Origin of the sequence: Antarctobacter sp. (assembly GCF_048262615.1) — a bacterium.
Classification (GTDB): Bacteria; Pseudomonadota; Alphaproteobacteria; order Rhodobacterales; family Rhodobacteraceae; genus Antarctobacter.
Genome location: NZ_JBLXFB010000004.1, coordinates 271,788 through 297,392, shown reverse-complemented (window position 1 = coordinate 297,392; position 25,605 = coordinate 271,788). Strand labels below are relative to the sequence as shown.

The 25,605-nt window shown below is 64.3% G+C and carries 24 protein-coding genes; 18 read left to right on the top strand and 6 right to left on the bottom strand.

Features of this window, described 5'->3' with window-relative positions; translation table 11 throughout:
- Positions 1 to 67: 67 nt before the first annotated feature.
- From bhcC to bhcA, 3 genes are all read right to left on the bottom strand, one after another.
- On the bottom strand, positions 68 to 1,231 hold the full coding sequence (gene bhcC / locus ACN0S5_RS06865) for a 3-hydroxy-D-aspartate aldolase BhcC (protein WP_417207264.1): 1,164 nt from the start codon (positions 1,229 to 1,231) through the stop codon (positions 68 to 70).
- Between the two features lie 67 nt (positions 1,232 to 1,298).
- Positions 1,299 to 2,273 (bottom strand): beta-hydroxyaspartate dehydratase BhcB, encoded by a 975-nt coding sequence (gene bhcB, locus ACN0S5_RS06860; RefSeq protein WP_417207261.1) that lies wholly within the window; start codon positions 2,271 to 2,273, stop codon positions 1,299 to 1,301.
- 13 nt (positions 2,274 to 2,286) lie between these two features.
- Positions 2,287 to 3,477: an L-aspartate--glyoxylate aminotransferase BhcA gene (gene bhcA, locus ACN0S5_RS06855; RefSeq protein ID WP_417207259.1), complete on the bottom strand. Its 1,191-nt coding sequence runs from the start codon at positions 3,475 to 3,477 to the stop codon at positions 2,287 to 2,289.
- Positions 3,478 to 3,654: 177 nt separating this feature from the next.
- Here bhcA and ACN0S5_RS06850 point away from each other — a divergent pair, with 177 nt between their 5' ends.
- Both ACN0S5_RS06850 and ACN0S5_RS06845 read left to right on the top strand, forming a co-directional pair.
- Positions 3,655 to 4,473, top strand: a complete 819-nt coding sequence (locus ACN0S5_RS06850) for an IclR family transcriptional regulator (protein WP_417207257.1) — start codon at positions 3,655 to 3,657, stop codon at positions 4,471 to 4,473.
- A gap of 157 nt (positions 4,474 to 4,630) precedes the next feature.
- Positions 4,631 to 5,257 carry a Hint domain-containing protein gene (locus ACN0S5_RS06845; protein WP_417207255.1) on the top strand — a complete coding sequence of 209 codons (627 nt, stop codon included), beginning with the start codon at positions 4,631 to 4,633 and terminating at the stop codon, positions 5,255 to 5,257.
- A gap of 4 nt (positions 5,258 to 5,261) precedes the next feature.
- On the opposite strand, the gene kynU is transcribed toward ACN0S5_RS06845, so the two are convergent.
- The 3 genes from kynU to ACN0S5_RS06830 are packed head-to-tail and all read right to left on the bottom strand — an operon-like array spanning position 5,262 to position 8,967.
- On the bottom strand, positions 5,262 to 6,452 hold the full coding sequence (gene kynU / locus ACN0S5_RS06840) for a kynureninase (protein WP_417207252.1): 1,191 nt from the start codon (positions 6,450 to 6,452) through the stop codon (positions 5,262 to 5,264).
- Positions 6,449 to 7,303 carry a tryptophan 2,3-dioxygenase gene (locus ACN0S5_RS06835; protein ID WP_417207250.1) on the bottom strand — a complete coding sequence of 285 codons (855 nt, stop codon included), beginning with the start codon at positions 7,301 to 7,303 and terminating at the stop codon, positions 6,449 to 6,451. Before ACN0S5_RS06835 ends, kynU begins: the two co-directional genes overlap by 4 nt.
- Positions 7,300 to 8,967 carry a thiamine pyrophosphate-dependent enzyme gene (locus ACN0S5_RS06830; RefSeq protein WP_417207248.1) on the bottom strand — a complete coding sequence of 556 codons (1,668 nt, stop codon included), beginning with the start codon at positions 8,965 to 8,967 and terminating at the stop codon, positions 7,300 to 7,302. Before ACN0S5_RS06830 ends, ACN0S5_RS06835 begins: the two co-directional genes overlap by 4 nt.
- A 123-nt stretch (positions 8,968 to 9,090) precedes the next feature.
- Here ACN0S5_RS06830 and ACN0S5_RS06825 point away from each other — a divergent pair, with 123 nt between their 5' ends.
- The 16 genes from ACN0S5_RS06825 to ACN0S5_RS06750 all read left to right on the top strand — a co-directional run bounded on the left by ACN0S5_RS06825 (position 9,091) and on the right by ACN0S5_RS06750 (position 25,315).
- Entirely contained in the window at positions 9,091 to 9,456 is a 366-nt protein-coding gene (locus ACN0S5_RS06825; protein ID WP_417207246.1) for a hypothetical protein, read from the top strand.
- Positions 9,453 to 10,055 (top strand): DedA family protein, encoded by a 603-nt coding sequence (locus ACN0S5_RS06820; RefSeq protein WP_417207245.1) that lies wholly within the window; start codon positions 9,453 to 9,455, stop codon positions 10,053 to 10,055. The genes ACN0S5_RS06825 and ACN0S5_RS06820 overlap by 4 nt, the downstream gene beginning before the upstream one ends.
- Positions 10,056 to 10,271: 216 nt before the next feature.
- Positions 10,272 to 11,579 (top strand): serine/threonine-protein kinase, encoded by a 1,308-nt coding sequence (locus tag ACN0S5_RS06815; RefSeq protein ID WP_417207243.1) that lies wholly within the window; start codon positions 10,272 to 10,274, stop codon positions 11,577 to 11,579.
- Between the two features lie 17 nt (positions 11,580 to 11,596).
- Positions 11,597 to 12,508 carry an FHA domain-containing protein gene (locus tag ACN0S5_RS06810; RefSeq protein WP_417207241.1) on the top strand — a complete coding sequence of 304 codons (912 nt, stop codon included), beginning with the start codon at positions 11,597 to 11,599 and terminating at the stop codon, positions 12,506 to 12,508.
- Positions 12,501 to 13,397 (top strand): PP2C family protein-serine/threonine phosphatase, encoded by an 897-nt coding sequence (locus ACN0S5_RS06805; RefSeq protein WP_417207239.1) that lies wholly within the window; start codon positions 12,501 to 12,503, stop codon positions 13,395 to 13,397. Before ACN0S5_RS06810 ends, ACN0S5_RS06805 begins: the two co-directional genes overlap by 8 nt.
- Positions 13,394 to 14,554, top strand: a complete 1,161-nt coding sequence (locus ACN0S5_RS06800; protein ID WP_417207237.1) for a hypothetical protein — start codon at positions 13,394 to 13,396, stop codon at positions 14,552 to 14,554. The genes ACN0S5_RS06805 and ACN0S5_RS06800 overlap by 4 nt, the downstream gene beginning before the upstream one ends.
- Positions 14,555 to 14,608: 54 nt before the next feature.
- On the top strand, positions 14,609 to 16,612 hold the full coding sequence (locus ACN0S5_RS06795) for a dynamin family protein (protein WP_417207234.1): 2,004 nt from the start codon (positions 14,609 to 14,611) through the stop codon (positions 16,610 to 16,612).
- On the top strand, positions 16,609 to 17,463 hold the full coding sequence (locus tag ACN0S5_RS06790) for a hypothetical protein (RefSeq protein WP_417207232.1): 855 nt from the start codon (positions 16,609 to 16,611) through the stop codon (positions 17,461 to 17,463). The genes ACN0S5_RS06795 and ACN0S5_RS06790 overlap by 4 nt, the downstream gene beginning before the upstream one ends.
- 76 nt (positions 17,464 to 17,539) lie before the next feature.
- Positions 17,540 to 17,881, top strand: coding sequence for a hypothetical protein (locus ACN0S5_RS06785; RefSeq protein ID WP_417207230.1), 342 nt, complete (start codon positions 17,540 to 17,542; stop codon positions 17,879 to 17,881).
- Entirely contained in the window at positions 17,878 to 18,672 is a 795-nt protein-coding gene (locus ACN0S5_RS06780; protein WP_417207228.1) for a hypothetical protein, read from the top strand. Before ACN0S5_RS06785 ends, ACN0S5_RS06780 begins: the two co-directional genes overlap by 4 nt.
- A 192-nt stretch (positions 18,673 to 18,864) precedes the next feature.
- Positions 18,865 to 20,481, top strand: coding sequence for a peptide ABC transporter substrate-binding protein (locus ACN0S5_RS06775; protein ID WP_417207226.1), 1,617 nt, complete (start codon positions 18,865 to 18,867; stop codon positions 20,479 to 20,481).
- Positions 20,482 to 20,633: 152 nt separating this feature from the next.
- Positions 20,634 to 21,563 (top strand): ABC transporter permease subunit, encoded by a 930-nt coding sequence (locus tag ACN0S5_RS06770; protein ID WP_417207224.1) that lies wholly within the window; start codon positions 20,634 to 20,636, stop codon positions 21,561 to 21,563.
- Positions 21,560 to 22,495 (top strand): ABC transporter permease, encoded by a 936-nt coding sequence (locus ACN0S5_RS06765; RefSeq protein WP_417207221.1) that lies wholly within the window; start codon positions 21,560 to 21,562, stop codon positions 22,493 to 22,495. The genes ACN0S5_RS06770 and ACN0S5_RS06765 overlap by 4 nt, the downstream gene beginning before the upstream one ends.
- Positions 22,492 to 23,445, top strand: a complete 954-nt coding sequence (locus tag ACN0S5_RS06760) for an ABC transporter ATP-binding protein (RefSeq protein WP_417207219.1) — start codon at positions 22,492 to 22,494, stop codon at positions 23,443 to 23,445. The genes ACN0S5_RS06765 and ACN0S5_RS06760 overlap by 4 nt, the downstream gene beginning before the upstream one ends.
- The gene (locus ACN0S5_RS06755) at positions 23,442 to 24,431 is read left to right on the top strand and encodes an ABC transporter ATP-binding protein (protein WP_417207217.1); all 990 of its coding nucleotides are present in this window, start codon (positions 23,442 to 23,444) and stop codon (positions 24,429 to 24,431) included. Before ACN0S5_RS06760 ends, ACN0S5_RS06755 begins: the two co-directional genes overlap by 4 nt.
- Before the next feature lie 80 nt (positions 24,432 to 24,511).
- Positions 24,512 to 25,315 (top strand): methyltransferase domain-containing protein, encoded by an 804-nt coding sequence (locus ACN0S5_RS06750; protein ID WP_417207216.1) that lies wholly within the window; start codon positions 24,512 to 24,514, stop codon positions 25,313 to 25,315.
- Positions 25,316 to 25,605 lie beyond the last annotated feature (290 nt).

Sequence of the window (25,605 nt, the reverse complement as noted above, 5' to 3'; positions counted from 1 at the left end):
CTTCTGTCGCGAATGGAGACGCCGGGACAAGCCCGGCGTCCTGTCGTTCCGTGCCGTTCTGCGAGGCTCAATAGGCCTTGCCGCGTGCGGACACCGGCCAGATCGTTTCGACCTTTCCGCCCCGCACACCGACGTACCAGTCATGCACGTTGCAGGTGGGATCGCAGTGTCCCGGCACCAGCTTGAGCTTTTCATTGACCTTGAGCGCGCCCTTCGGGTCCGCCACAACGCCGTGCTCGTCCGAGCATTTGACGTATTCCACGTCGTCGCGGCCAAAGATCACCGGCAGGCCGCTGTCCACCGACTGTGCCTTGAGGCCGGCATCGACGATGGCCTTGTCCGCCTTGGCGTGGGACATGACGCTGGTCAGGATGAACAGCGCGTTTTCCCATTCGCCCCGGTCGATGCGCGTACCGTCCTTGTCCAGAATGCGGCCGTAATCCGCATCCATGAACGCGTAAGAGCCGCACTGAAGCTCGTTGTAGACGCCCGAGGTGGACTCGAAATAGTAGGAACCGGTGCCGCCGCCGCCGACGATGTCGCAGTCGATGCCCTCGGCCTTCAGCCCGTCCACCGCGTCCTTGACCATGGCCACGGCCACGTCGATCTTGGCCTTGCGCTCGTCATACGAGTCGAGGTGCTGCATCGCGCCCTGATAGGCCTGGATGCCGGCGAACTTCAGCCCCTCCGCGGCCTCGATCGCCTTGGCGATCTCGATCACCGCAGCGGTCGTGGTCACGCCGCAGCGGCCCGCGCCGCAGTCGATTTCCACCAGACATTCGATCTGGGTGCCATGTTTGACAGCCGCCGCCGACAGATCCGCCACATTTGCAAAGTCATCGACACAGCAAATGGTGCGCGCCCCCAGTTTCGGCATCCGCGCCAGCCGGTCGATCTTGGCCGGGTCGCGGACCTGATTGGACACCAGCACGTCCTTGATGCCGCCGCGGGCGAACACCTCGGCCTCGGACACCTTCTGGCAGCAGACCCCGCAGGAGCCGCCAAGGGTTTCTTGCAGCTTGGCCACGTCCACCGATTTGTGCATCTTGCCGTGCACCCGGTGGCGCATGCCATGGGCGCGGGCATAATCACCCATCTTCTTGATGTTGCGTTCCAGCGCATCGAGGTCAAGCACGAGGCAAGGCGTCTGAATCTCCGCCTCATTCATGCCGATGGCCGCGGGAATGTCATAGCCGACTTCGAAATCGTCGAGGTTGGTCACGTCTTTCATGTCATTGCTCCTGTTGTCGGGTGGCGCGGGCCGGGTTTTGCCCTGCGGTCCTGCGTAGGGTGGGTTTTCAACCCACCAGCCAAGGTAGTTTGTCCAGATCGACGTTGCCGCCGGTGATCACGACGCCCACGCGCTTGCCGCGATAGGCGTCGGGGTTTTTGAGGATCACCGCCAGCGGCACGGCGCAGCTTGGCTCCATCACGATGCGCAGATGTTTCCACGTCGTCTTCATGGCGTCGATGATCTCCTGCTCCGAGGCGGTCTGGATGTCGGTCACAAAGTGCGACACGAAATGCCATGTGTTTTCTTTCAGCGGCACTTTCAGCCCGTCGGCGATGGTCTCGGGCGCGTCGTCGGCGATGATGTGCCCGGCCTTGAAGCTGCGATAGGCGTCGTCGGCCTGCTCTGGCTCGGCGGCATAGATCTTCACCTCCGGTGCGAGGTTCGACAGCGTCAGGCAGGTGCCGGAGATCATGCCGCCGCCGCCGATGGGGGCCACAACCGCATCCAGACCGTCCACCTGTTCCAGCAGTTCTGCCGAACAAGTGGCCTGCCCGCAGATCACGCGCGGATCGTTGTAGGGATGCACGAACTCCCCGCCGGTGCGGGCCTGCACCTCGGCAAAGACCGCCTCACGGCTGCTGGTCGAGGGCTCGCATTCGGTGATGATGCCGCCATAGCGGCGCACCGCGTCCTTCTTGGCCTGTGGTGCTGTGCGCGGCATGACCACGTTGCAGGGGATGCCCCGCCGCCCTGCCGCGTAGGACAGCGACAGCGCGTGGTTGCCGGAGCTGTGGGTGCAGACGCCGCGTTTGGCCGCCTCATCCGACAGCCCAAAGACCGCGTTGCAGGCCCCGCGCACCTTGAAGGCGCCCGCCTCCTGAAAGTTCTCACACTTGAAGAACAGTTGCGCGCCGGTCAGGTCGTCCAGATATTGTGAGCGCAGCACCGGCGTATAGTTGATGTGCGGCTTGATCCGCGCGTGGGCGGCGCGCATGTCGTCGATGGTCAGCGCATCTGCCAGTGTCATGGCGTCCAGCATGTGTTCCCCCTCCTCAGGCTGCGGATTTCAGCGCAACCGCGCTGCTGTGGCGATAATACTCCTGCGCGGCGGCGACACCGCTGCCCAGCGTGATGGGATAGTTCAGATCGGCCATGGCCATCTCGATGGTGGCAAGACCGGACAGGACCATGACATCGGTCAGGCTGCCAAGGTGGCCGATGCGGAACGCCTTGCCGTTCAACTCTCCCAGCCCGACGCCAAAGGACACCTTGTAGGCGCGGTAGGCGTGATCGGTCAGGGCATTGCTGTCAAAACCTTCGGGCACGCAGACCGCGCTGACGGTGTGCGAATACAGGTCCGGTGTCTTGGCGACCAAATGCAGACCCCACGCATCGACCGCGCGGCGCACACCTTCGGCCAGACGGAAGTGGCGGGCATAGACGTTTTCCAGCCCCTCTTCGAACAGCATGGTCAGGCTTTCGCGCATCCCGTAGATCAACTGCAAGGGCGGCGTATAGGGGAAACCGCCGGTGGCATTGGCCTTCATCATGTCGCGGAAGTCAAAGAAGGTGCGCGGCAGCTTTGCCGTTTCCATCGCCTCCAGCGCCTTGGGGGACACGCACAGGATCGCCATGCCGGTCGGCAGCATAAAGCCCTTTTGCGATCCGCCGACGGCGATATCCACGCCCCAGGCGTCGAACTCGAACGGCATTGAGGCCAGCGAGCTGACGCAATCGACAAACAGCAGCGCCGGGTGATCGGCCCCATCCATCGCGGCGCGCACGGCGGCGATGTCAGACCGAACGCCGGTCGCCGTCTCGTTGTGCGTGGTCAGGACGGCGCGGATCTCATGCGCGGTGTCGGCTGCCAGAATTTCGGCAAAGCGGTCGGCGGGCGCGCCCTGCCCCCACGGGACATCGACGATCTGCACGTCCAGCCCGTGCCGCTGGCACATGTCGATCCAGCGGTGGCTGAAAACGCCGTAGCGGCCAACCAGAACCTTGTCGCCGGGGGACAGGGTGTTGCAAATCGCCGCCTCCCAGCCGCCGGTGCCGCTGGCGGGAAAGGTGATGACCTTGCCTGCGGTGGAGCCGAAGACCTTGAGCGTGTCGGTCAGCACCGGGGCGAAGGTGTCGACAAAATCGGGTGCGCGGTGGTCCTGCGTCTGCACCTGCAACGCCCGGCGCAGACGGTCGGGCATATTGGTCGGGCCGGGAATGAAAACCGGATTCTGGTCAGTCATGGCTTGATCTCCTTCTCCTCCTCATAATCCTGCATTCCGCCCGCCCGTGCAATTTTCTTGAAAAACATTTTCATTTACGGAATTATCACCTCAAGCCACTGATTCAAATTCCGTTTCAGTTTCTCACTCCACCAGCTTCGCAGATGCAGCGAAAACATTTTTCGAAAGAGACCACTCATGTCCACCGCCAAACGCCCCCGCGGCCGCCCCAAATCGGCCTTCAAGGAAAGCTCTGCCGGAACGCTACAGGCGCTTGACCGTGCGCTTGGCGTGTTGATCGCGCTGGCGCGGGATGAGGGGACAACCCTGTCGGACCTGTCGCGCGAAATCGACATTCCCACGGCAACCACCCACCGCATCCTGACCACGCTGGAAAACCACCGCTTCGTCACCTTTGACGAAGAGCGTCAGGAATGGGCGGTGGGGATCGAGGCATGGCGCACCGGCACCGCCTTTCTGAAACGCAACAGCGTGGTCGAGATTGGCCGCCCGATCATGCGCCGCCTGATGAAGGAAACCGGCGAGACCGCCAACCTTGCCGTGCCGGACGGGCCGGAGGTGGTCTTTGTCGGACAGGTCGAGACGCCGAACCCGATCCGCGCCTTCTTTCCGCCCGGCACGCGCACCTCGATGCACGCCAGCGGGACCGGCAAGGCGATCCTTGCCGCCATGCGCCCGCAAGCCATGCAGCGGCTGATCGAGGACATGGCCCTGACGCCGTTTACCGCCAGCACCCATGTCACGCTGTCCGGCCTGACCGCCGATCTGCACAGCATTACCGCGCGCGGCTGGTCGCATGACCGCGAGGAACGTTATGCCGGGATGTCCTGCATCGGGGCCGCCATCCTGAACGAACAGGGCGAACCCTGCGCCGGGATTTCCGTCTCGGGGCCGACGGTCCGGTTCAGCGGTGAACGCGTCGCCGACCTTGGCCGCCGCGTGGCCGAGGCGGCACTGGAAATCACCGAACTCTCGGGGGGTGCGATCCGCACCTGATCAGAGCGCAAAGACTTCGCCTAAAAACCCACGCGTTTCGCATCCTCTTGTTGGTAAATTCCTGACCCTTCGCGGGGCACAGTTACCGGCAAGCAAGGTATGGGTTACGGGTTACGGGGCAGCGATGGAACGCAGTGGTACTTTTCCGGACATCGGCATGTTTCCGGTGGAGACCACGGACGACTCCGGCATCGGTCTCGGTCAGGTGCGGCCGGGCGCGTATCTTGTCACCGGAGGGCTGCCCGGTGGCGCGCGGATCAAGACCCTGCGCGGTGAGCGGCGGGCCAGCGAGCTGCGCCCCGGCGACCCCGTCCTGACCCGCGACAACGGTTATCAACCGCTGCGCTGGACCGGGCGGATTGTCCCCGGCCCGGTGCCGGGCATGACAATCCGCATTCGCAAAGGGGCGCTGGGACGCGGGGTGCCGGACCGCGTCCTGCTGGTTGCACCCGGACAGCGGTTCCTTGTCGGCGGCGCGCGTCTGCGCCACCTTCTCGGGCTGGCGGAGGCCACGGTGACCGCAACCCAACTGACCGGGCTCAAGGGCGTTTCCGCGCTTTCCGACCGTCCCACGGCGTTTGTTCAACTGCTGTTTGACCGGCATGAGCTGTTGCTGGCCGAAGGGGCATGGACGGACAGTCTGCTCGTCACGGCGGAGTTTCTGGACCAGGTGCCGGGGGCCACATGCGACGCGCCGACCTGCCCGCTCCCCCCGGCCCGCCCACCGGTGCCACCGCAGCTTTTGCAGGCGCTGCTGGGCGATGGCCGGGACAATTCGCCCTGAGCCGTCAGGTCACGCGCGATCGCACCTGATATTTCGCATCGCGCCAGACCTCATCGCGCAGGATTTCCGCCATCACATCCACCGCCGCGACCACATCCGCCTCGTCGATGTAGAGAGGCGTAAAGCCAAAGCGCATGATGTCAGGCGCGCGGAAATCGCCGATCACGCCACGGTCGATCAGCGCCTGCATCGCCGCGTATCCCTCGGCGAAGGCGAAGGACACCTGTGACCCACGCTGTGCCGCATCACGCGGCGAGGCAAGGGTCAACATCGGGCAGCGCGCCTCGACCTCGGTGATGAACCGGTCACACAGCGCGACAGAGGCGGCGCGCAGATCCCCCATGTCGACTCCCTCCCAGGCGTCCAGCGCCACGTCCAGCGCCGCCAGTTGCAGGATCGGCGGTGTGCCGACGCGCATTCGCTCGGTCGACATGGCAGGGCGATAGCCCGGCTCCATCGCGAAAGGTGCGGCATGGCCCAGCCAGCCCGACAGCGCCGGTTCGAGGGTCTCGACGATATCGGGACGGACATATATGAACGCCGGCGCCCCCGGCCCGCCGTTGAGGTATTTATAGGTGCAGCCCACGGCGAATTCGGCCCCGCTGCCCGTCACGTCCACCGGCACTGCGCCCGCGCTATGGGCCAGATCCCAGATCATGACCGCCCCCGCCGCATGGGCGGCTTCGGTGATCGCCGTCATGTCGTGCATCCGGCCAGAGCGGTAATCGACCTGTGTCAGCATCACCACCGCCACCTCATCGGTGATCGCGTCGGCCACGTCCTCGGGCGCGGGGGTGCGTAGTTCATAACCTTTGTCGATTGTGCCGATCAGCCCCTGCGCCATATAAAGATCGCTGGGAAAATTGCCCGCGTCCGACAGGATCACCCGCCGGTCGGGGCGCATCTTCAGCGCCGCCGCCAGCGCCTGATAGACCTTGATCGACAGCGTGTCGCCGGTGGCAACCGCCCCGGCGGGCGCACCGATCAGACGGCCGATGCGGTCACCCACTTTGGCAGGCAGCGCCATCCAGTCGGCGGTGTTCCACGCGCGGATCAGCTCCTGCCCCCATTCCGCCGTCATGACCTGCTGCATCCGCTCGACCGCGCCTTTCGGCAGCACGCCCAGCGAGTTGCCGTCCAGATAGATGACGCCCTCGGGCAGATGAAACAGCTCCTTACGGGGCAAATTGGTCATAGCTCACCTCTCAGGTGCCAGAGTTCGGGAAAGAGTTCGACGCCCAACATGCGCCGCAGATAGGCCACGCCAGAGGTGCCGCCGGTGCCGCGTTTGAAACCGATGACCCGTTCGACAGTCGTCACATGGTTGAACCGCCAGCGGCGAAAGTAATCTTCAAGGTCGACCAGCTTTTCGGCCAGTTCATAGAGCGTCCAGTAGGTATCGATATCCTCGTAGACCACCTTCCAGCGCGCCTGAATCTCCGGCACAGCCGCATGCGGCGTGTCCAGTTGCGGGGCGGGCATGGCGGCCTCGTCGCCGTCGACCGTGCGGAACAGCAGCGCCACCACCTCATCATAGAAACTGGGCCGCGCCAGTTCCGCCTCCAGCAGCGCGCGGACCTCTGGCACATGTTCATGCGGTTGCATCATGTGGGTGTTGCGGTTGCCAAGGATGTATTCGATTTGCCGATACTGGTGCGATTGAAACCCCGAGGACGGACCCAGCGACTCGCGGAAACGCGTGTAATCGGCGGGCGTCATGGTGCGCAGCACATCCCACTGGTTGTTGAGTTGCTCGAAGATCCGGCTGACGCGGGCCAGCATCTTGAACATCTGCGCCGTGTCTCCGGACAACAGCGCATCCCGCGCCGCGCCCAGTTCATGAATCGCCAGCTTCATCCACAGTTCCGAGGTCTGGTGCTGGATGATGAACAACAGTTCGTCATGCGCGTCGCTGAGGCAGTGTTGCTGCCCCAACAGGGTTTCGATCCGCAGATAGTCGCCATAGGACATGGCGTCGGCAAAGCCCATCTTCGCCCCGTCGGTGGACGGGTCGAAACCGGGTGTCTCGTCACGGTTTCCGGTCATGGCTGTCCCTGCGCCGCCAGTGCCGCCTCGCGCATTTGGCTGAGCGTCCGGCGCGGGGTTAGCGCCTCTTCAGAGATCACGAGGTCCAGAACCGCCCCGGTCCCAGAGGCACAAGCCCGCTCAAACGCGGCGGCAAAATCCTCGGTCCGCTCTACCCGTTCCCCGTGAAAGCCATAGGACCGCGCCAGCATGGCAAAATCCGGGCTCACCATGTTTGTCCCGGAAACCCGCGCCGGATAATGCCGTTCCTGATGGGCGCGGATGGTGCCGTAAATGCCGTTGTTCAGGATCAAGACAATGGGCTGCGCGCCCGCCTGCGCCGCGGTTGCCAGTTCTTGCAGGTTCATCTGGAAATCCCCGTCCCCGGCGAAACACAGCGCCATGCGATCCGGATACGCCACCCGCGCCGCGATGGCGGCGGGCAAGCCATAGCCCATCGCGCCCGATTGTGGTGCCAGCAGGCGCGCCTTGGGGCCGAATTGATAGAACTTGTTCGGCCAGACCGCGAAATTGCCCGCCCCGTTGGTCAGGATCACGTCGTCCGGCAGCACCTCCCACAGGTGGCGCATGACAGCGCCCATATCAACCGGGGATGGCTGCGGCGGGCAATCAAGACTTGCCTCAAAGTCCGCCCGCGCCTGCGCCCGCCAGTCGGCCCAGCCGCCCTGAACCGGGCTGAGGGCCTTGGCAAACGCATTCGGCCCCGCCTGAACGCCCAGCACAGGCACGTAGATCTTGCCAATTTCAGCGTCCGAGGCATGGACATGGATCAGTTTTTGGCGCGGCTCTGGCACCTCCAGCAGTGTATAGGCATCGGTCGTCATCTCGCCAAAGCGGACGTTGATGGCCAGAATCGTGTCTGCCTCTGACATCAGACGGCGCGCATGGGGCGGCATCCCCACCCCGGCCTCACCCGCGAAGACGGGTGAAAAATTGTCGAACTGGTCCTGATAGCGAAAGGCGGCGATGACAGGGATGTCAGAGGCTTCGGCAAAGGCCTGCAAGGCGGACGTCCCCTCATCCGTCCAGTTGCAGCCGCCCATCAGGATCAACGGGCGCTTGGACGCGTGCAGATGCGCCGTCACATCCGAAATTGTCGCCGCATCCGGCGACGGTTCGCGGATATCCGAGGGGCCGGTGATCGGCCCGACCTCTGTCATGCTGGTCAGCATGTCCTCGGGCAGCGCAATCACCACCGGACCGGGTCGGCCCGTCACCGCCGTTTTCCACGCTCGGGCGAGGATCTCGGGGATACGGTCCACATGGTCGATCTCGACCGCCCATTTCGCCATGGTGCCAAAGACCGCAGCGAAATCGATTTCCTGAAAAGCCTCGCGGCCTTTCATGTCGGTGCCCACCTGCCCCACAAAGATCAGCATCGGCGCGCTGTCCTGCATCGCCGTGTGAATCCCGATCGACGCATTGGTGACGCCGGGACCGCGCGTGACAAAGCAGATGCCGGGGCTGCGGGTCAGCTTGCCCCATGCGGCGGCCATGAAAGCCGCGCCGCCCTCATTCCGGCAGAGCACGAAATCCAGCTTGCCGCCCGTGTCGTGCAGCGCGTCCAGCACGGCCAGATAGCTTTCGCCCGGAACGCCGAACCCCTTGCGCGCGCCGAGCGCGATCAGACAATCGACCAAAAGTTGCCCGCCGTTGCGTATCATGTCGGATATCCTCGAAGATGGTGTCGCGCCGGCACCCTGTTGTGCCTCGCAGGTTTGTAGCGGCAAGCGCCCGACGAGGAAACCCAAAGCGCCCACCATGCGCGGCGCGAAAAGGAGACACAGATGTCAGCAGCCCGACCGGGGATATTCAGACGGATGTGGCGCGAGGCGCCGCTGCTGAGCGGCGCCTTTGTCTTGGCCTGCGCCGTCACACTTTTCTTTGCGGGCCGGTTTGTGATGGGCGCGATCTTCTGGGCAGACCCGGCGCACCGCGATGTGCCGCCCGCAGCCTGGATGACGCCGCGCTTTGTCGCGCATTCATGGCACCTGCCGCCGGATCTGGTGGCCGATGCGCTGGCGCTCTCGCACGACCGCAGAGAGGGGCGGATCACACTTGGCCAACTCGCCGCCGAACGTGGCGTGCCGGTCGAGACGCTGGTCGCAGACCTAGAGGCTGCCATCGCCGCGCACCGCGAGGCGCATCCGTGACCGACACCCTGTTTGCGCTTGTATCGACATACGGCCTTTGGGTCGTGGCCGGATCGGCCTTTCTGTCCTGTCTTGCGATCCCGATCCCCACCGCGGTGGTGATGCTGGCCGCCGGGGGGTTCGCCGCGGCGGGCGATCTGGTATTCTGGCAGGTCCTTGGCATCGCATGGCTGGCGGCCGTGGCCGGTGATCAGACCGGGTTTCACATCGGCCGCTGGGGCGGTGCCCCGCTGATCGACGCCATCGCCAGACGAACAGGTCGCCACAAATTGATCGGGCAAGCGCGTGACACTGTTCAACGGTGGGGCGGCGTCGGGGTCTTTTTCTCGACATGGCTGTTTGCGCCGCTGGGGCCGTGGGTCAACCTGATCGCCGGGGCCGCGCGGCTGTCGCGCTGGCGCTTCACGCTTTGGGATATCGCCGGGGAAACGATCTGGGTATCCGCCTATGTGACGCTTGGCTTTGCCTTTGGCACCCGCCTTGAAGACCTGACAGAGGCCGTCACGAACTGGTCAGGCATGATCGCGTCCGCCGCCATGACGGTAACGCTTGCGGGGCTGTTGGTGCTGAAATTGCGAAAAGGGCGCAAGCCGCGGTGAGCCGCAAACGCCCTTGATATAAACTCTTGTAAATATTTAATTTTAGTCGAACCAAGCGACATGTTTTCGTCCATTTTCGAACACGGCCCGGACCGCATTTGCTGGTGATTTGACCGCATCCGCAATCGCAATTTCCCTGTCTTCGCACCCTGTCCATGCAAGACACCCCGTCCAGACGTGACCACAGCCCGTCCCATTCGCACAGGAGGACCCGGTATGACGCATCAGTCGAACATCCAGTCTTCTGCCGCCGCGCAGCACGTCGGGGACGGGCTGCCGCCGGGGACCACGCTGTGCAACGGACAGTATATCATCGAAAAATACCTGAACGCCGGGGGCTTTGGGATCACCTATCTGGCGCGCGACAGTCTGGGCCGCCGCGTGGTCATCAAGGAATGTTTTCCCAACGCGATCTGCTGCCGTGCTGGTGAGGCCGTGCGCCTGCGGTCACAGACCTTTGACGTGGATTTCACCCGCGCGGTCGAGCTGTTCCAGAAAGAGGCCCGCGCGCTGGCGCATCTGCAACATTCCAACATCGTCGGAGTGCATCAGATATTCGAGGCCAATGGCACCGCCTACATGGCGCTGGATTTTGTCGAAGGCACCGATCTTTTCGACATGATCGACTACAGCCCCAACGCGCTGACGCCCGAGGCGATCCGCGAACTTGCGGTGATCCTGTTGCAGGCGCTCAGCTATGTGCATCGCAACGGCATCCTGCACCGCGATATCTCGCCCGACAATATCCTGCTGGACACGATGGGCACACCCGTCCTGATTGATTTCGGCGCTGCCCGGCAGGGCGCGTCACAGGCCAGTCGCGTTCTGTCCCGCGTCCACACGGTCAAGGACGGGTATTCGCCGCAAGAGTTTTACATCGCGGGCAGCGCGCAGTCGCGGTCCAGCGATCTATACGCTCTTGCCGCCACCTTCGTACACCTGATTGCGGGTCATCCGCCCCCCAACAGCAGCCTGCGTCTGGCCGCAGTGGCCGAGCAGAAACCGGACCCCTATCAGCCCCTTCTGGGGCGCTTTCCGCAGCAGGACCCACGGCTGCTGGCGGCGATTGACCGCTGCATGAACCTGTTCGCCAAGGACCGCCTGCAAAGCGCCGATGACTGGCTGGACGCGCTGGCCGGACGCCAGCCTTCGGTGGTGGCTGCGGCGTCGCCCATCGTACCAGAGCAGCCGCCACAGGAAGATCCCGAGATCGAGTTGAAAATCGCCGAACTGGTGGCCAGCAACCATCAGGCCATCGAGGCGGATTCCGTGCGCCCTGCCCGCGCGCCGACACAGGCTCCGGTCACGGACCCAGAGGCCGAGAAACGCGCGGCGGAACGGGAATACTGGGCCATCCTGAACGAAGACCCCGCCGATTGGGCCCCCGAACCGGACCCCGTTCCGGTGCCGCCAGAGGTCGAAGAACCGGCCGCACCGCAACGGCGGCAGCGCCGGTTTTCGCTAGGCGCCCTGTTGCCGTGGCCCTCTCGCAGCGCGCGCGACTCGATACAGACAAACGCTTGACAGAAGGGTGACGGAGAATGCAGGGCATCAGGAACCTGATTGCACGGAGACGGCCAGTATCGGAACCTGCTTCCAGGACCGACGCCGATCCGCTGGTCGATCCTTGGGAAGAATTGCAGGCCCGTGTAACCACGGCCTCGGCCCACCGGGATAGCGCCATCGACGAGGCGCGCGCCGCACGCGATCACGTTCCCCGTCCCGAACGGCCACAACCCCTGCCCCGCAAGGAATGGACACCGTCGGCAGCAGAGCTCTCCGATCTCGCCGATCCCGACCCGCAGACAGATGCGCCAGCCCAAGGCAATGCTGGCGGCGCGCCAAAGATCTGGGATCTGGACCCTCCGGCCCCGGACACCGCTCCTGCCCTGCCAGATCCGCAGCCCTCACAGCCGGACCCCGCGCTGTCCGCGCTGGCACGCAGCGCCGCCGGGCTGGCCAGCCCCGCCGCCCCGCGCCCCGCCTCTGAGCGGGTCAAGACACGTCTGTTGGGCTTTCACACCGAGGCTGCCGGACCGGACCCCTTTGCCGCCCCCGCCGCCAGTGGCACCGCCAGCGCGCCACGGTTTCCCATCGGCTGGATCGTGGTCATTGAGGGGCCGGGTCGTGGCGCGTCCTTTACCCTGACGGCGGGCCTGTCGACCGTCGGGCGTGACGCGGACCAGACGGTCACGCTGGACTTTGGCGACACCAGCATCTCTCGCGATCGGCATATTTCCATCGCGCATGACGACGAAGAGAACCGGACCTATATCGGCCACGGCGGTAAGACCAACATCGTGCGGCACAACGACAAACCGCTCTTGACCACCGAGGAACTGGCAAACGGTGATACGATCAGGATCGGCAAGACCGTGCTGCGGTTCATCGGTCTGTGTGGCGCGGGCTTTTCATGGGCCGACGCGGAAACGCAGGGGGTCGGGGATGGCTAAGCTTGTGGCCGAGGCCGCCAGCGGTCAGCACATCGGAGATCGCAACCGCCAGGAGGATGCGGTCATTGCCCAGTTCCCGCAAGGCGACATGCCCGGCGTCGCGGTCCTGTCGGACGGTATGGGCGGCCATGACGACGGCGACCTTGCCGGTCGCCTCCTTGCCAGCGAAATGTTCGGCGAGGTCTTTCTTGCCTCGGCGCGCGCGGAGGGCGGACCGGACACCCCCGGTGAGATTTTCCGAGAGGCTTTGGCCCGCACCAATGCGCGCCTGAAACAGCATATCGACGCCGGGTGTATCAGCCACGACACCGGCGGCACGCTGCTGTGCGTCACCGTCGAGGGCAATGCGCTGCGCTGGATCTCGGTCGGTGACAGCCCGCTCTACCTTTATCGTGACGGTCGGCTGCGGCAGCTGAACCAACTGCATTCCATGGCCATCCAGCTGGATTTGATGGTCAGAAACGGCGCGATGGAGGCCCGCGACGCCGCCCAGCATCCGCACCGCCACTGCCTGACCTCTGCGGTGACCGGGGGCCAGATTCCGCACATCGACTGCCCCGCCGAGGCGCTGACGCTTGCGCCCGGTGACATTGTTCTGCTGGCCAGTGACGGGTTGAATGTCCTTGAAGACACCGCAATCGCCCGCATCCTCCAGCGGCACACCCGCGACGGCAGCGCGGCGGTCACGCGCGCCTTGCTGGAGGCGGTGCGCAGCCGCAAGGCTCCGCAGCAGGACAATGTCTCGCTTGTCGTGATCCGGGTTGCCCCCGCGTTGTCCGCATCGCTGTCCGGCGCGCAACTACCGGCGCCCATCGCCGATCTGGCCCGACGGCTGTTGCCATTTCGCCTGCAAAGCCCGCGCGCCGTGGGACGGAGGGCCGGTCCATGACGGATCAGACGGCCCTGAAAACCGCGACTCTGGCAGGCTTGGACGCCGAGCGGCAACGTGGTGGCCTTGCCGCGCGGGCGCAGACGCACTGCGCCTCTTTGGTCGAAAAGCTGAACAGGCCGGTTCGGATCGGCCTGTTTGGCCTGCCCGGCGTCGGCAAGCGCGCCGTGCTGCACGCGCTGAGCGGTCTGTCGCTTGATCCGGTCGGTACGCCACCCACTGTTGAGGTTTCACATGGTCCCAGCGCCGCGACAACGGCGATACTGGCGGACGGCAGCAGGCTTGCGGCCACAGGTTTGCCGACACCCGCGTTATTGGCGCAGCAACCGGTCTTTTTGCAGGTGACGTCGCCCGCCACGGCGCTGGTGGGGCGGAGTGTTCTGCTGGCCTCTAGCGAGGCCAGCGCCGAGGATCTGCGCGCCGGTCTGGTCTGGGCCGCGCCTCGGGTGGACATGGCCCTGTGGTGTACGGTCGATTGGTCAGAGGCAGAACGGCGCATCTGGGATGCCGCCCCCGACAGCCTGCGCAACCATGCAATCCTGTTCACCACCGGCGGCGGTATTGCCGCAATGGATTCAGCGGCGCATGGGTTCGAGGCGCAGTTCAACAGCACTCCGCAGGCTGGTGAAGAGGCCTGTGCAAAACTGACCTCTTACCTTGACCGAACCATCCAAGAGGCCATCCTGCACGACATCCACGCGGCCCAGATGTTCCTGCAACGCTACGGTGCTGCGCCTGCCGCTCCGACATCGACCGAGGCCGCACCCGCACTGGAGACTGGCACCGCCATTATCCCGCATCCCGCCGCGCAGGCCGAGGACCGGCATATCCCGACCGAGGCCACGGGCGAATTGGCGCGGCTGTTTCAGGCGGTCCGCACCGCCGCCGACGACCTGATGCACGGCGTTCACGATGGGACCGCAGGCGACGCCGACACGCTCTTGGCGCGGTTCGAGGAGGTGTTCGAGACGCTGGCAGACCGGGTCGCCGGGTTCGACACCCTGCAAGAGACGTGGCCCGATCTGGCGACACAGGTGATCGAGGCCCACGACCTTGCCCTGCTGTTGCGGATCGAGGGCGGCGCGGAACAGGTCGGCGACGCCGCGCGCCTGCTGTTGCAGGTCCGCTACGACATCGAGGAACGGCTGGCCGCGTGAGCCCGCAAAACACACGACAGACGAAACCGCGTAAAACCACATGAGGCAAGACAGATGACACCGCAGGCCCCCGCAGCCCCTCAGGACAAGCCCGCGCTGGGGGCGTTTGCCGGGCTTGGCGCACTGGCTACCCGCCTTGGCGCGCTGGACAAGTCGCTGGTCGATCTGGCCGGATGCGGCGAAGACGCGATTGCCCATCAGGCGCGCGAATTGCGCCGTCAGTTGCGCGGGTTCGAACCCTCGGTCACGCTGATCGGTCAGGTGAAGGCGGGCAAGACCACGCTTGTGAACGCGCTCACCGGCTGGCCCGACCTGCTGCCCGCCGACGTCAACCCATGGACCTCGGTCGTCACCTCGCTGCACATGCAGCCGCACTTGCGCCCGCAGGACCGGCGGTCCTCGTTCCGGTTTTTCACCAATGAGGAATGGGACAACCTGATCCGTCAGGGCGGTCGGGTGGGAGAGATCGCCGCCCGCGCCGGGGCCGAGGATGAATTGGAAAAGGTCCGCGCGCAACTGGACGAGATGCGCGAAAAGTCCAAGGCGCGGCTGGGGCGCAAGTTTCAGATGCTGCTGGGTCAGACCCATGACTATGAAACCTTTGATCGGGAATTGATCCAGCGATACGTCTGCCTTGGCGACGATTTCTGGGAAGAGGCCGACGGCAGTCCCGATCAGGGCCGCTTCGCCGATATCACCAAATCCGCCGATCTGTGGTTTGCCGGCCCCGACCTGCCCCTGCCCCTGTGTCTGCGCGACACGCCGGGGGTGAACGACACCTTCATGATCCGCGAGCAGATCACCGTCAACGCGCTGCGCGGCAGCCGTCTGTGCGTGGTGGTCCTGTCGGCGCAACAGGCGCTGTCCTCGGTGGACCTTGGGCTGATCCGGCTGATTTCCAACGTCAAGGCGCGTGAGGTCATCATCTTTGTCAACCGGATCGACGAACTGGCCGACCCGGTGCACGCGGTGCCGCAGATCCGCGCCAGCATCATCGACACCCTGCGCAAATTCGATGGTCCGCAAGAGGCCGAGATTCTCTTTGGCAGCGGCTACTGGGCGCATCATGCGGTCGCGGGCAGCTTTGCCGATCTGGGGGCGGACAGCGCACAGGCGCTGGTCTCCTGGGCCGAGGCGCATGTGGACGGCGCACTGGCGCAGTTGTCCCCGCGTGAGATCATCTGGCATCTGTCCGGCCTGCGTGCGCTGGGGGACGCCATTTCAGAGCGGATCGACAAAGGCCCCGGCGCGCGGATCGAAGAGACGCTTGGGGTGGCGCTGGGAAACCTGCGGACGGGGCTGGCCGCCCGGACGCAGCCGGACACCAGCGGCGCCGCCACGCCACGGCATCTGCAAATCTCGGCGCAGGACCTGCTGCAACAGTTCGACCAGATCGAGGACCGCGCCTGTGCCGCGCTGGAATCAGGGCTGGAAAAGGTCCATCACAGCTTTGCCGGCCGTACCGACAATGCCCGCCGCGCCTTTCTGGGCCGGGCGACCGGATCGCTGGTCAAACACCTTGAACAATTTGGCGAGGCGGAAATCTGGACCTATGACCCCTCTGGCCTGCGGATGCTGCTGCGCAGTGCCTACAAGGTCTTTGCCCAAGGCGCTGGCAAGACCGGCACCGATGTCCTGACAACCGCCGCCAGTGACATCAACGCGCTGTATCAGCACGCCTTCGGTCTGGCCTCTGACGTGCCGTCCATTGCGCCGCCGCCGCTGCCCGCCGTGCCCGCGCCGATCAGCCTGGGCCAGACCATCGCCCTTGACCTGCGCGGCAGTTGGTGGGCGCGGTTCTGGCGTCGTCAGCGCGGGTATGAGGCCTTTTCAGAGGATTTCGCCCGGCTGATCCACGAAGAGACAAAGCCGGTGGTGGACACGTTGCACCACCAATGCGCCGCGCCCTTTACAGATGCCGTGCGCCGGACGCTTGCCGATTTCATTCAGGGTCAGCGCGATATCCTGCTGGGACTGGCCCAACAGGAGGCCGCCCCACCCCGTGTCGACCTGCCGCCCGTCGCCCCCGTGAACCGCCTCCAGAGGTCAGCCCGATGACACATGAGACCCCGACCGTCCCCGCCCCCCGCAAACCCCGCGTCGCCCTGATGGGCGAATTCAGCGCCGGAAAGAGCACGCTGGCGAACCTGCTGCTTGGGCAGGACCGGTCTCCGGTGCAGGTGACGGCGACCCAGTTGCCGCCGGTCTGGTACAGACAAGGTGCGCCAGAGGTGCTGCGCATCGCCAGTGACGGTGCATCAGAGCCGTTGCCCATGGATAACTGGTCACAGGTGCGGCCCGACGATACGCGCATGATCACCGTCGCGCTGGAGGCGGACATACTGCACGCCTGCGACCTGATCGACATGCCCGGCACGGCAGACCCCAACATGGCACCGGATTTCTGGTCAGAGTTCCTGCCAAAGGTGGATCTTGCGATCTGGTGCACCCCTGCCAATCAGGCATGGCGGCAGTCAGAGGCCGCCCTGTGGGAACAGGTGCCGCCGCTGCTCTGGACCAAGAGCCTGCTGCTTGTCACCCGCATCGACCAGATGCAGACCGAACGTGACCGCGCCCGCGTCATGGCCCGCGTGCGCGGCGAGGCCGGGGCGCTGTTTCGCGACGTGTTGCCGATCTCGCTGACCGGCGCGCTGGCGGGACGCGATGACGACGCGGTGCTGGCCGCGACCGGCGCGGACGCCCTTGTGCAGTTTCTGTGCCACGCGCTCGAAGGGTTGGACGCGCCCGCCCCCGGCGCGACACCACCTGCCGGTCGACCCGCCCCTGAAACGCGGGCAGAGAACCGCACATCTTCCGGAACCAAAAGCCCCGGCCGGGTTGTGCCGCGCCGGATCACCCGCAGCAAATCCCACGGGCACCGCGCCGGATCAGAGCAACGGCCCGCCTGAGCGTCCCGGCAATCGGGCCGGTCGTAAGGTGAAATTAACGGACATCGGGGCATGACTGGGACGTGAGGGCGGCCCCATGACCCATGATGATCTTTTCCGGTTTCGCGCCGGTTTTGCCTCTTGCGAGCTTTTGATGCTGGTCGATCTGTCGACGGGCACCGTTCTGTTGTCCAACAGCGATGTGCATTTCGGGCAGGAACGGCTCGATCACCTCTGCGGTTTGGCCCGGTCACTCTTTGCCGGCGAACTGCCCGCATCCGGCACCGCCATCCTGTCCGGTCCCACCGGCAGCCGGGTCTTTCTGCAATCGCCTGTCGAGACGGCGGAGGTGCTATGCGGGTTGTTCGGGCCGTCGGCGGACCTTGGCGCGGCCTGCGCGGCTGGTCTGGACCTTTTCCAACAGGAGTTCATGGAATGACCGGGGACGTTCTGCCCACCGATCTGGGCACCATCCTGTCAAGGGCGGCGGCGCTTGGCACCTCTGGCCGCAGGGTTGAGGCCGCGACCCCGGAAGAGGCGCTCGGCGCGGTGGTGGACGCGGTCGCGGCCTGCGTCGCGCCACGCTGTCTGACAATCCGGGACCGCTCTGGCCCTTTGCTGATCCTGGAGGCTGCCGCCGGCACGCTGACCCGCGTGATCGACGTCACCCCCAAGATGCGCGCCGCCGCCCCGGACCTGCTGAGTCGTCCGTTGCTGGCGGCGGATATCGACCCGGTCGCGGCCCTCCTTTCGCAGCTGTTTCCGGGCGAGCAAACCATCACGTTTTCGACCGGCCCACCCGCAACCTCCCCCGATCCGGCGCAGGCCGGACTGACCTGTCCGGCACTGCTGCATCACCTGGGCCTGACGCCGTTTGACAACGCCGTTACCGACCGCATTGCCTGCCTGATCGACGCGGCCGAAGAGGTTCTGATCGCCGTTTGCCGCCCCGGTCAGGCCCCTGTGCCGACCCAGCCGGACCCCGGCCTGGCCGAGGAATTGACCACGCTTGCGGAACTGGCTTTCAACACCATTGAAAATCCAGACAATCCCCTGAGAAATAACGAAATCTTCTTTTTTTGCCCTCAGTCGCACTTGGATCTTGCACTTGGGCTCGCCTACCCGGAAACCGGCCCCGTGGCCTTGATCTTCAAGGTTGAAAACATGCCGGATGTGGCCGCCTATTGGGCCAACATGGCCAATGTTCCGCTGATTTCCGATCCGGCGTGACTGGTCGCGGCAGCGTCATCCGCCAACAGAAACAATCGCGGTGCCCTGGCCGGACAAACGCTGTCCTGCACCGCCAAAGCATATCCCCTTCCGGTTGACCCGACGGCGTGGCAATTCCACCGGAGAAAAGCCTTTGCTTCGGCGGTCAACTGAGGCACGCTTTGGCCAAATCAACAAACCAAGGGGAGAACCATGAAAATTCGTTCCGCGATTGTTCCGATGCTGTTGTCAACCACGCTGGTCACCGCAGCTTTTGCCGCCGATGTCCCCGATGGCACGCAGCTTGCCGCCGAACAGGTCTTTACCTACCGGGTGCTGGACGAGTTTTCGTCGTTCGACCCGCAGGTGGTCGAGGATGTGAACGGCTCCGAGGTTGTGCGCGACCTGTTCGAGGGTCTGTACAACCAGAACGCCGAAGGCGAGATCGTGCCCGGCGTCGCCCTCAGCCACACCGTCAGCGAAGACAACAAGACCTACACCTTTACCCTGCGCGACGATGCCAAATGGTCGGACGGCACCCCCGTCACCGCCGGTGACTTTGTCTATGCATGGCAGCGCGCGGTCGAGCCTGAGCTGGCCTCTCCCTATGCGTGGTACATGGAACTGATGTCGATCGAGAACGGCGCCGCCATCATCGCGGGCGAAAAGCCGATCACCGATCTGGGTGTGTCGGCCCCCGACGATCACACGCTGGTTGTGCAACTGTCGCAGCCGCTGCCCTATTTCGCCAAGATGGTCAGCCATGCAACCACCTTCCCCGCACCAAAGTGGGTGATCGACGAACACGGCTCCGAGTGGACGCGCCCCGAGAACATCGTCACCAACGGCGCTTATGTCCTGACCGAACACGTCCCCAAGGAACGCTCTGTGCGTGAGCGCAACGAGATGTACTGGGACAACGACAAGACCGTGCTCGACAAGGTTGTGACGCTGGTGATTGGCGACGACGCGCAGGGCCTGACCCGCTGGCGCGCCGGTGAGGTCGACAAGACGGAAATTCCGTCCGGCCAGTACCCGACCCTGAAAGAAGAGTTCCCGACAGAGGCCTATGCCCTGCCGCGCCTGTGCAACTACTACATGACCTTCAACGTCAAGAACGGGCCAGAGCCGTTTCAGGATGTGCGCGTGCGTCAGGCGCTGTCTTACGCGCTGGACCGCGACGTGATCGTGGACCGCGTGCTGCAAGGCGGCCAGTTCTCGGCCTATACCTTTACCCCCGGCGCCACCGACGGGTTCGAGATCCCCGAGGTTGCCTATGCCAACATGACTCAGGCAGAGCGTGATGCGAAGGCCAAGGAACTGCTGGCAGAGGCCGGTTACGGCCCGGACGGCGAAAAGCTGTCGTTCACCTATCTCTACAACACCTCCGAGAGCCACCAGCAGATCGCCATCGTGGCCAGCCAGATGTGGAAGCAGAAACTTGGTGTCGAGGTGACGCTGGAAAATCAGGAATGGAAGGTTTTCCTTGAAACCCGCGGCAACCAGAACTTTGAACTGGCGCGCGGCGCATGGTGCGGCGACTACAACGAGGCTTCGACCTTCCTCGACCTGCTGACTTCGCAGTCCGGCTACAACGACGGCAAGTTCAGCAACGCCCGTGTGGACGAGTTGATGGCAGAGGCGAAATCCTCGCAGGACACCAATCCGCTGTATGCCGAGGTCGAGGCGATCCTTGCCGACGAAATGCCGGTGATCCCGATCTACCACTACTCGACCAACATCATGCTGAGCGACGCGATCCAGGGCTGGCCGATCAACAACGTCGAACAGACATGGTATGCAAAGGACCTCTACAAGGTCGCCGAATAGGCGCGACAGCGCCAACTGGCGGCCCACCGCCCCGGACCTGATCCGGGGCCTCTGCCCTGTCGCCGGTCCGGGGCCTTTTGCTGCTGGCAAGAGGTCCCGGATCAGGCCCGGGACGGGGTTTCGCGCCCGACGCCCTTTGCACTGGACCCTTCATGTTCAACTATACCCTGCGCCGCATCCTGACGGTCGTTCCGACGCTGCTGGTGCTGATCATCTTTTCCTTTTACCTGATGCGGCTGGCGCCGGGCGGGCCATTCACCTCTGAGAAACCCCTGCCGCCCGCAGTGATGCAGAACGTGCTGGAACGCTACGGGATGGATCAGCCGCTGTATGTCCAGCTCTGGACCTACATCAAGAACATCGTCTTCCACTTCGACTTTGGTCCCTCCTTCGCGCAGAAGGACCGAACGGTGAACGACGTGATCGCGCAGGGTTTCCCGGTGACGCTGACCTATGGCTTTTGGTCGGCGGTCTTTGTGTTGGTGCTGGGCATCCCTCTGGGGATCATCGCCGCGCTGCGGCACAACAGTTTCTGGGATTACACGATGACGGGCCTCGCCATCTTTTCCCAGATCTTTCCGAATTTCGTGCTCGCCCCGATCCTTGTGCTGCTGTTCACCTTGTCGTGGGGATTGCTGCCCGGCGGCGGATGGAACGGCGGCCAATGGCAATACATCGTCATGCCAGCGATTGCACTGGGGACATCCTACATGGCCGGGGTCGCGCGCCTGACGCGGGGGTCCCTGCTGGAGGTGTTAAACGCGCCCTTCATCCTGACCGCACGCTCCAAAGGCCTGCCGGAGCGCACCATCATCTGGCGGCACGCGCTGAAACCGGCGCTGCTGCCAACGCTGACCTATATGGGGCCGGTCTTTGTCTACATGATCACCGGGTCGGTCTTTATCGACGTGTTCTTTTCGACCGGCGGGATCGGGCAGGACTTTATCGACGGGGCCTATAGCCGCGACTATGCCATGCTGCTGGGCCTAGCGGTGCTGTACAGCCTGCTGACCTTCACGCTGAACCTATTGCTTGACCTCATGTACGCCTGGATCGATCCCAAGGTGCGGAGCAACCTGTGACAGACGCCAAAAAACGCCTGAATTCCCAAGAGTTCGCCCAAACCGTCGCCGAAGAGATGATCGTTTCGCGGTCCTTCTGGGCCGACGCACGCCGCAGGTTTCTGGGGCACCGGCTGGCGGTGTTCTCGATCTTCATGCTGCTGGCGCTGTTGCTGTTCGCGCTCTTCGGCCATGCCTTTGCCCAGTGGAGCTATGAAGAAATCGACTGGAACCTGTTGGGCCAGATCAAGACTGAGGGCGGGCCGAACTGGGAGAACGGTCACTACTTCGGCGTCGATGAACTGGGCCGTGACCTGTTTGCCCGCGTCGTCCAAGGCTCGCGCACATCGCTGATGGTGGGCTTTGTCGCCGGGCCGCTGGCGGTGTTGCTGGGGGCCACGCTGGGCGCGCTTGCGGGTTACTTTGGCGGGCGGCTGGATCAGATCATCGTCGGCTTTTACACGATCTGGATTTCCATCCCCTACATCATCTTTTTTGTCGTCTGGCAGGCCTTCTTTGGCCGCTCGCTGACGCAGATGATCATTGTGATCATCCTTGTGAACTGGACCGCCGGACTGCTGATCGTGCGCGGTCAGGTCATGATGCTGAAGAACCGCGAATTCGTAGATGCCGCCCGGATGCTGGGGATGAGCGATTTCGCCATCATCTTCAAACACCTCGCCCCCAACATCCTTTGGGTGATCGTGATCTATACCTCGATTGTCATCCCAGAGGTCATCATGGCCGAAAGCCTTGTGTCCTTCCTTGGCGTCGGCATTCAGGAACCGAACACCAGTTGGGGTGCGCTGATTTCCGAGGGCGCCAAGACCATGACCTTCGGCACGCTGTGGCAATTGGCCTACCCCGCCGCCTTTTTCGTGATCGCGCAGGTGTCTCTGTACTACATCGGCGACGGATTGCGCGACGCCCTCGACCCCAAGGATCGCCGATGACCCTGCTGTCCGTTCAAAACCTCAAAATCCGTTTCCGCTCTGGCGACGGCAAGATCCACGCGGTCAACGATGTCAGCTTTGACATGGCGGAGGGGCAGAAACTGGCGCTGGTGGGCGAAAGCGGATCGGGCAAAAGCCAGATCGCACTGGCCATCATGGGCCTGCTGGCCCGCAACGCCGAGATTGAGGGAGAAATCCTGTACAACGGGCGCAACCTGATCGGCCTGCCCACGTCCGAATTGAACCGCCTGCGCGCCAAGGAAATCGCGCTGATCTTTCAGGATCCGATGAGTTCCCTGAACCCCTACATGACCATCGAACGCCAGTTGGGGGAGGTGGTGGAACTGCATGAGGGGGTCAGCCGCAGCGACGCGCGCAAACGCGCGCTAGAGGTCATGGACGCGGTAAAGATCCCCGATGCCAAGAACCGGCTCAGGGCCTATCCGCATGAATTTTCCGGCGGCATGCGGCAGCGGATCGTGATTGCCATGGCGCTGATCTGCAAACCGCGCCTGATCCTTGCGGATGAGCCGACTACTGCGCTGGACGTGACCGTTCAGGCGCAGATCATGGCGCTGCTGGACGACATTCAGCGTGACATGGGCACCGCCGTTCTGTTGATCACTCATGATCTGGGGGTGGTCGCTGGCTTTTGTGAAGACACGATGGTGCTATACGGTGGCCGCATGATGGAGGCCGCGCCGACGCTGTCGATCTTTGACGCGCCCGGCCATCCCTATACTCGTGGTCTGCTGCGCGCCGTGCCCCGGATCACCGACGACGACGCTGAACTGTCGGCGATCCCCGGCAGCCCGCCGAACCAGACCGGCGCGCCCACCGCCTGCCCCTTTGCCCCGCGCTGCGTCGATGCGATCCCCGAATGCCACCGGACCTTGCCGACAATGCAGGACGGTCGCGCCTGTATCCGCCCGGTGGAGGAGTTGACATGACCAACCCGATCTTGTCCGTCCGCGATCTGCACGTCACTTTCCCGCATCGTCAGGGGCAGCGGTTTCCGTGGTCGCCTCCCGGTCGCCTGCATGCGGTCAACGGCGTCAGCTTTGACCTGATGCCCGGCAAGGTGCTGGGCGTGGTCGGCGAATCCGGATGCGGCAAATCTACCCTGATCCGCGCAATTGCGGGGCTGGGTCCGCGCGACAATGGCACCGTCACGCTGGAGGGCGAAGAGATCGACTATCGCCGCCGCGCAGAGATGCAGCGCCTGCGCCGTCGGATGCAGATGATCTTTCAGGACCCGATGGCCTCGCTCAACCCGCGCATGACCATCCGCGAGATCGTGGCAGAGCCGTTGATCTACTTCTGCCCCGAGCTTTCGGCCAAGGAGCGGCGGCAGAAAGTGGTCGAGATGCTGGACCGCGTCGGCATTCCGCAGCGCAACATGAACCGCTTTCCGCATGAGTTTTCCGGCGGCCAGTGCCAGCGCATCGGCATCGCGCGGGCACTGATCGCCCGACCGCAGATCCTGCTGTGTGATGAGCCGGTCTCGGCCCTGGACGTATCGATTCAGGCGCAGGTGATCAATCTGCTCAAGGATTTGCAGGCCGAAATGGGTCTGACGCTGATCTTTGTGGCGCATGATCTGGGCGTGGTCCGCCATATCTCGGACGACATTCTGGTCATGTATATGGGCGGCATGATGGAAATGGCCCCGGCGCGCGACCTCGTCCACGATCCGCGCCACCCCTATACGCAGGCCTTGCTGTCGGCGGTGCCGGTGCCGGACCCGCGCGTCCGCACGCAACCGCAGCTTTTGACCGGCGATCTGCCCAGCCCGATGAACCTGCCCAAGGGCTGTCTGTTCCAGTCGCGCTGCCCCAAGCGTATCGCCGATTGCGCCCACATCCGCCCGCCGCTGGTGGATCGCAACGGCCGTCAGGTTGCCTGCCTGCTGGAGGCGGCGACAGAACCCACCTGAGACATCCGCGTGACTGCGCGACCGTGGCCGTTTCCAAAAATCCCTGTTCGCGCTAGTCTGTCCCCCGTGGGGGGCATTCCATGACCGATCTGTATCTGAGCATCTCCGAACAACCCGAGGCCGTCCTTGACGCCATCGCCGCGTCGATGGACGACCGGGCCAGAGATCCGGCCATGCAGGAAATCTGCGCCAGTTACATGGGACAACTGCCCAGACCCGGCGCACAGGTGCTGGAAATCGGCTGCGGGAACGGGGCCAGCACCGAGGCGCTGTTGCGGGCCACCTCTCCCGCCCATTTCACCGGCGTCGACCCTTCGGACGGGCTGTTGGCGCGTGCGCGCGCACGTTTTCACGGACGCGACGGCCTGCGATTTGCGGTCGGGAACGCTGTGTCCACAGGCCAGTCGGACGCGGCTTTCGATGTGGTGGTCGCCCATACCGTCTACTCTCATCTCCCGGATCCCGCGGCGGCGCTGGCAGAGGCGTTTCGCGTCTTGAGGCCCGGCGGCACGCTGGCCGTCTTTGACGGAGACTATGCAACAAACACCGTCGCGCTGTTTGACGGCGACCCGCTACAGGCGGCGATGACGGCGACGCAGCGCAACTTGATCCACGATTGCTATATCATGCGCCGATTGCCCGCGCTGATGAAGGATGCGGGGTTTGACCCGCCGCGGTGCACGGCGCATGGGTTTGTTCAGACGCAGCAGGCGGATTATCTCCAGTCGCTGATGTCGCGCGGCGTGACCGCCGCCGCCAAGGCCGCGGAAATCGGGGAGGCCCTGTCAGAGGCGTTTCAGGCAGAGGCCGCGCGCCGTGTCACCAACGGCACGTTTTTCGGGGCGATCCTGTTCATCAGCGCGATTGCGACAAAGCCCGCCTGAGGCGAGACAGGCTTGATTTCGCCAACGGTTCACCAGCCCTTGACTTGCGCCATGTGGCCCATCCTTCAAGGTCTGTCCTTTGGTCAACGGGCAGAGACCACAGGAGGGCGGTATCGCGGCCATCTGACCTATCGGGCCGCGCGTCGCCCATTTCGCCCGGCCAGACACATCGGCGGAACGGGCACCGATGTGGCAGGGAAAAGCCCCTCGCGTGCCCCGCAGGTCGAATTCCGCCCCAAGACTGCCGGTGGCGAGGTTTACGCGCCCTTTCGAATGCGCCTACGCTTGGC

What these genes read in the sequence shown, in the direction of transcription:
- ACN0S5_RS06775 (WP_417207226.1), top strand. Translation starts at nt 18,865, where the DNA reads ATGAAAATTCGTTCCGCGATTGTTCCGATGCTGTTGTCAACCACGCTG.
- ACN0S5_RS06790 (WP_417207232.1), top strand. Translation starts at nt 16,609, where the DNA reads ATGACACATGAGACCCCGACCGTCCCCGCCCCCCGCAAACCCCGCGTC.
- ACN0S5_RS06785 (WP_417207230.1), top strand. Translation starts at nt 17,540, where the DNA reads ATGACCCATGATGATCTTTTCCGGTTTCGCGCCGGTTTTGCCTCTTGC.
- ACN0S5_RS06755 (WP_417207217.1), top strand. Translation starts at nt 23,442, where the DNA reads ATGACCAACCCGATCTTGTCCGTCCGCGATCTGCACGTCACTTTCCCG.
- ACN0S5_RS06750 (WP_417207216.1), top strand. Translation starts at nt 24,512, where the DNA reads ATGACCGATCTGTATCTGAGCATCTCCGAACAACCCGAGGCCGTCCTT.
- ACN0S5_RS06830 (WP_417207248.1), bottom strand. Translation starts at nt 8,967, where the DNA reads ATGATACGCAACGGCGGGCAACTTTTGGTCGATTGTCTGATCGCGCTC.
- ACN0S5_RS06780 (WP_417207228.1), top strand. Translation starts at nt 17,878, where the DNA reads ATGACCGGGGACGTTCTGCCCACCGATCTGGGCACCATCCTGTCAAGG.
- ACN0S5_RS06825 (WP_417207246.1), top strand. Translation starts at nt 9,091, where the DNA reads ATGTCAGCAGCCCGACCGGGGATATTCAGACGGATGTGGCGCGAGGCG.
- ACN0S5_RS06845 (WP_417207255.1), top strand. Translation starts at nt 4,631, where the DNA reads ATGTTTCCGGTGGAGACCACGGACGACTCCGGCATCGGTCTCGGTCAG.
- ACN0S5_RS06770 (WP_417207224.1), top strand. Translation starts at nt 20,634, where the DNA reads ATGTTCAACTATACCCTGCGCCGCATCCTGACGGTCGTTCCGACGCTG.
- ACN0S5_RS06795 (WP_417207234.1), top strand. Translation starts at nt 14,609, where the DNA reads ATGACACCGCAGGCCCCCGCAGCCCCTCAGGACAAGCCCGCGCTGGGG.
- ACN0S5_RS06810 (WP_417207241.1), top strand. Translation starts at nt 11,597, where the DNA reads ATGCAGGGCATCAGGAACCTGATTGCACGGAGACGGCCAGTATCGGAA.
- bhcA (WP_417207259.1), bottom strand. Translation starts at nt 3,477, where the DNA reads ATGACTGACCAGAATCCGGTTTTCATTCCCGGCCCGACCAATATGCCC.
- bhcB (WP_417207261.1), bottom strand. Translation starts at nt 2,273, where the DNA reads ATGCTGGACGCCATGACACTGGCAGATGCGCTGACCATCGACGACATG.
- ACN0S5_RS06805 (WP_417207239.1), top strand. Translation starts at nt 12,501, where the DNA reads ATGGCTAAGCTTGTGGCCGAGGCCGCCAGCGGTCAGCACATCGGAGAT.
- ACN0S5_RS06760 (WP_417207219.1), top strand. Translation starts at nt 22,492, where the DNA reads ATGACCCTGCTGTCCGTTCAAAACCTCAAAATCCGTTTCCGCTCTGGC.
- ACN0S5_RS06815 (WP_417207243.1), top strand. Translation starts at nt 10,272, where the DNA reads ATGACGCATCAGTCGAACATCCAGTCTTCTGCCGCCGCGCAGCACGTC.
- kynU (WP_417207252.1), bottom strand. Translation starts at nt 6,452, where the DNA reads ATGACCAATTTGCCCCGTAAGGAGCTGTTTCATCTGCCCGAGGGCGTC.
- ACN0S5_RS06835 (WP_417207250.1), bottom strand. Translation starts at nt 7,303, where the DNA reads ATGACCGGAAACCGTGACGAGACACCCGGTTTCGACCCGTCCACCGAC.
- ACN0S5_RS06850 (WP_417207257.1), top strand. Translation starts at nt 3,655, where the DNA reads ATGTCCACCGCCAAACGCCCCCGCGGCCGCCCCAAATCGGCCTTCAAG.
- bhcC (WP_417207264.1), bottom strand. Translation starts at nt 1,231, where the DNA reads ATGAAAGACGTGACCAACCTCGACGATTTCGAAGTCGGCTATGACATT.
- ACN0S5_RS06800 (WP_417207237.1), top strand. Translation starts at nt 13,394, where the DNA reads ATGACGGATCAGACGGCCCTGAAAACCGCGACTCTGGCAGGCTTGGAC.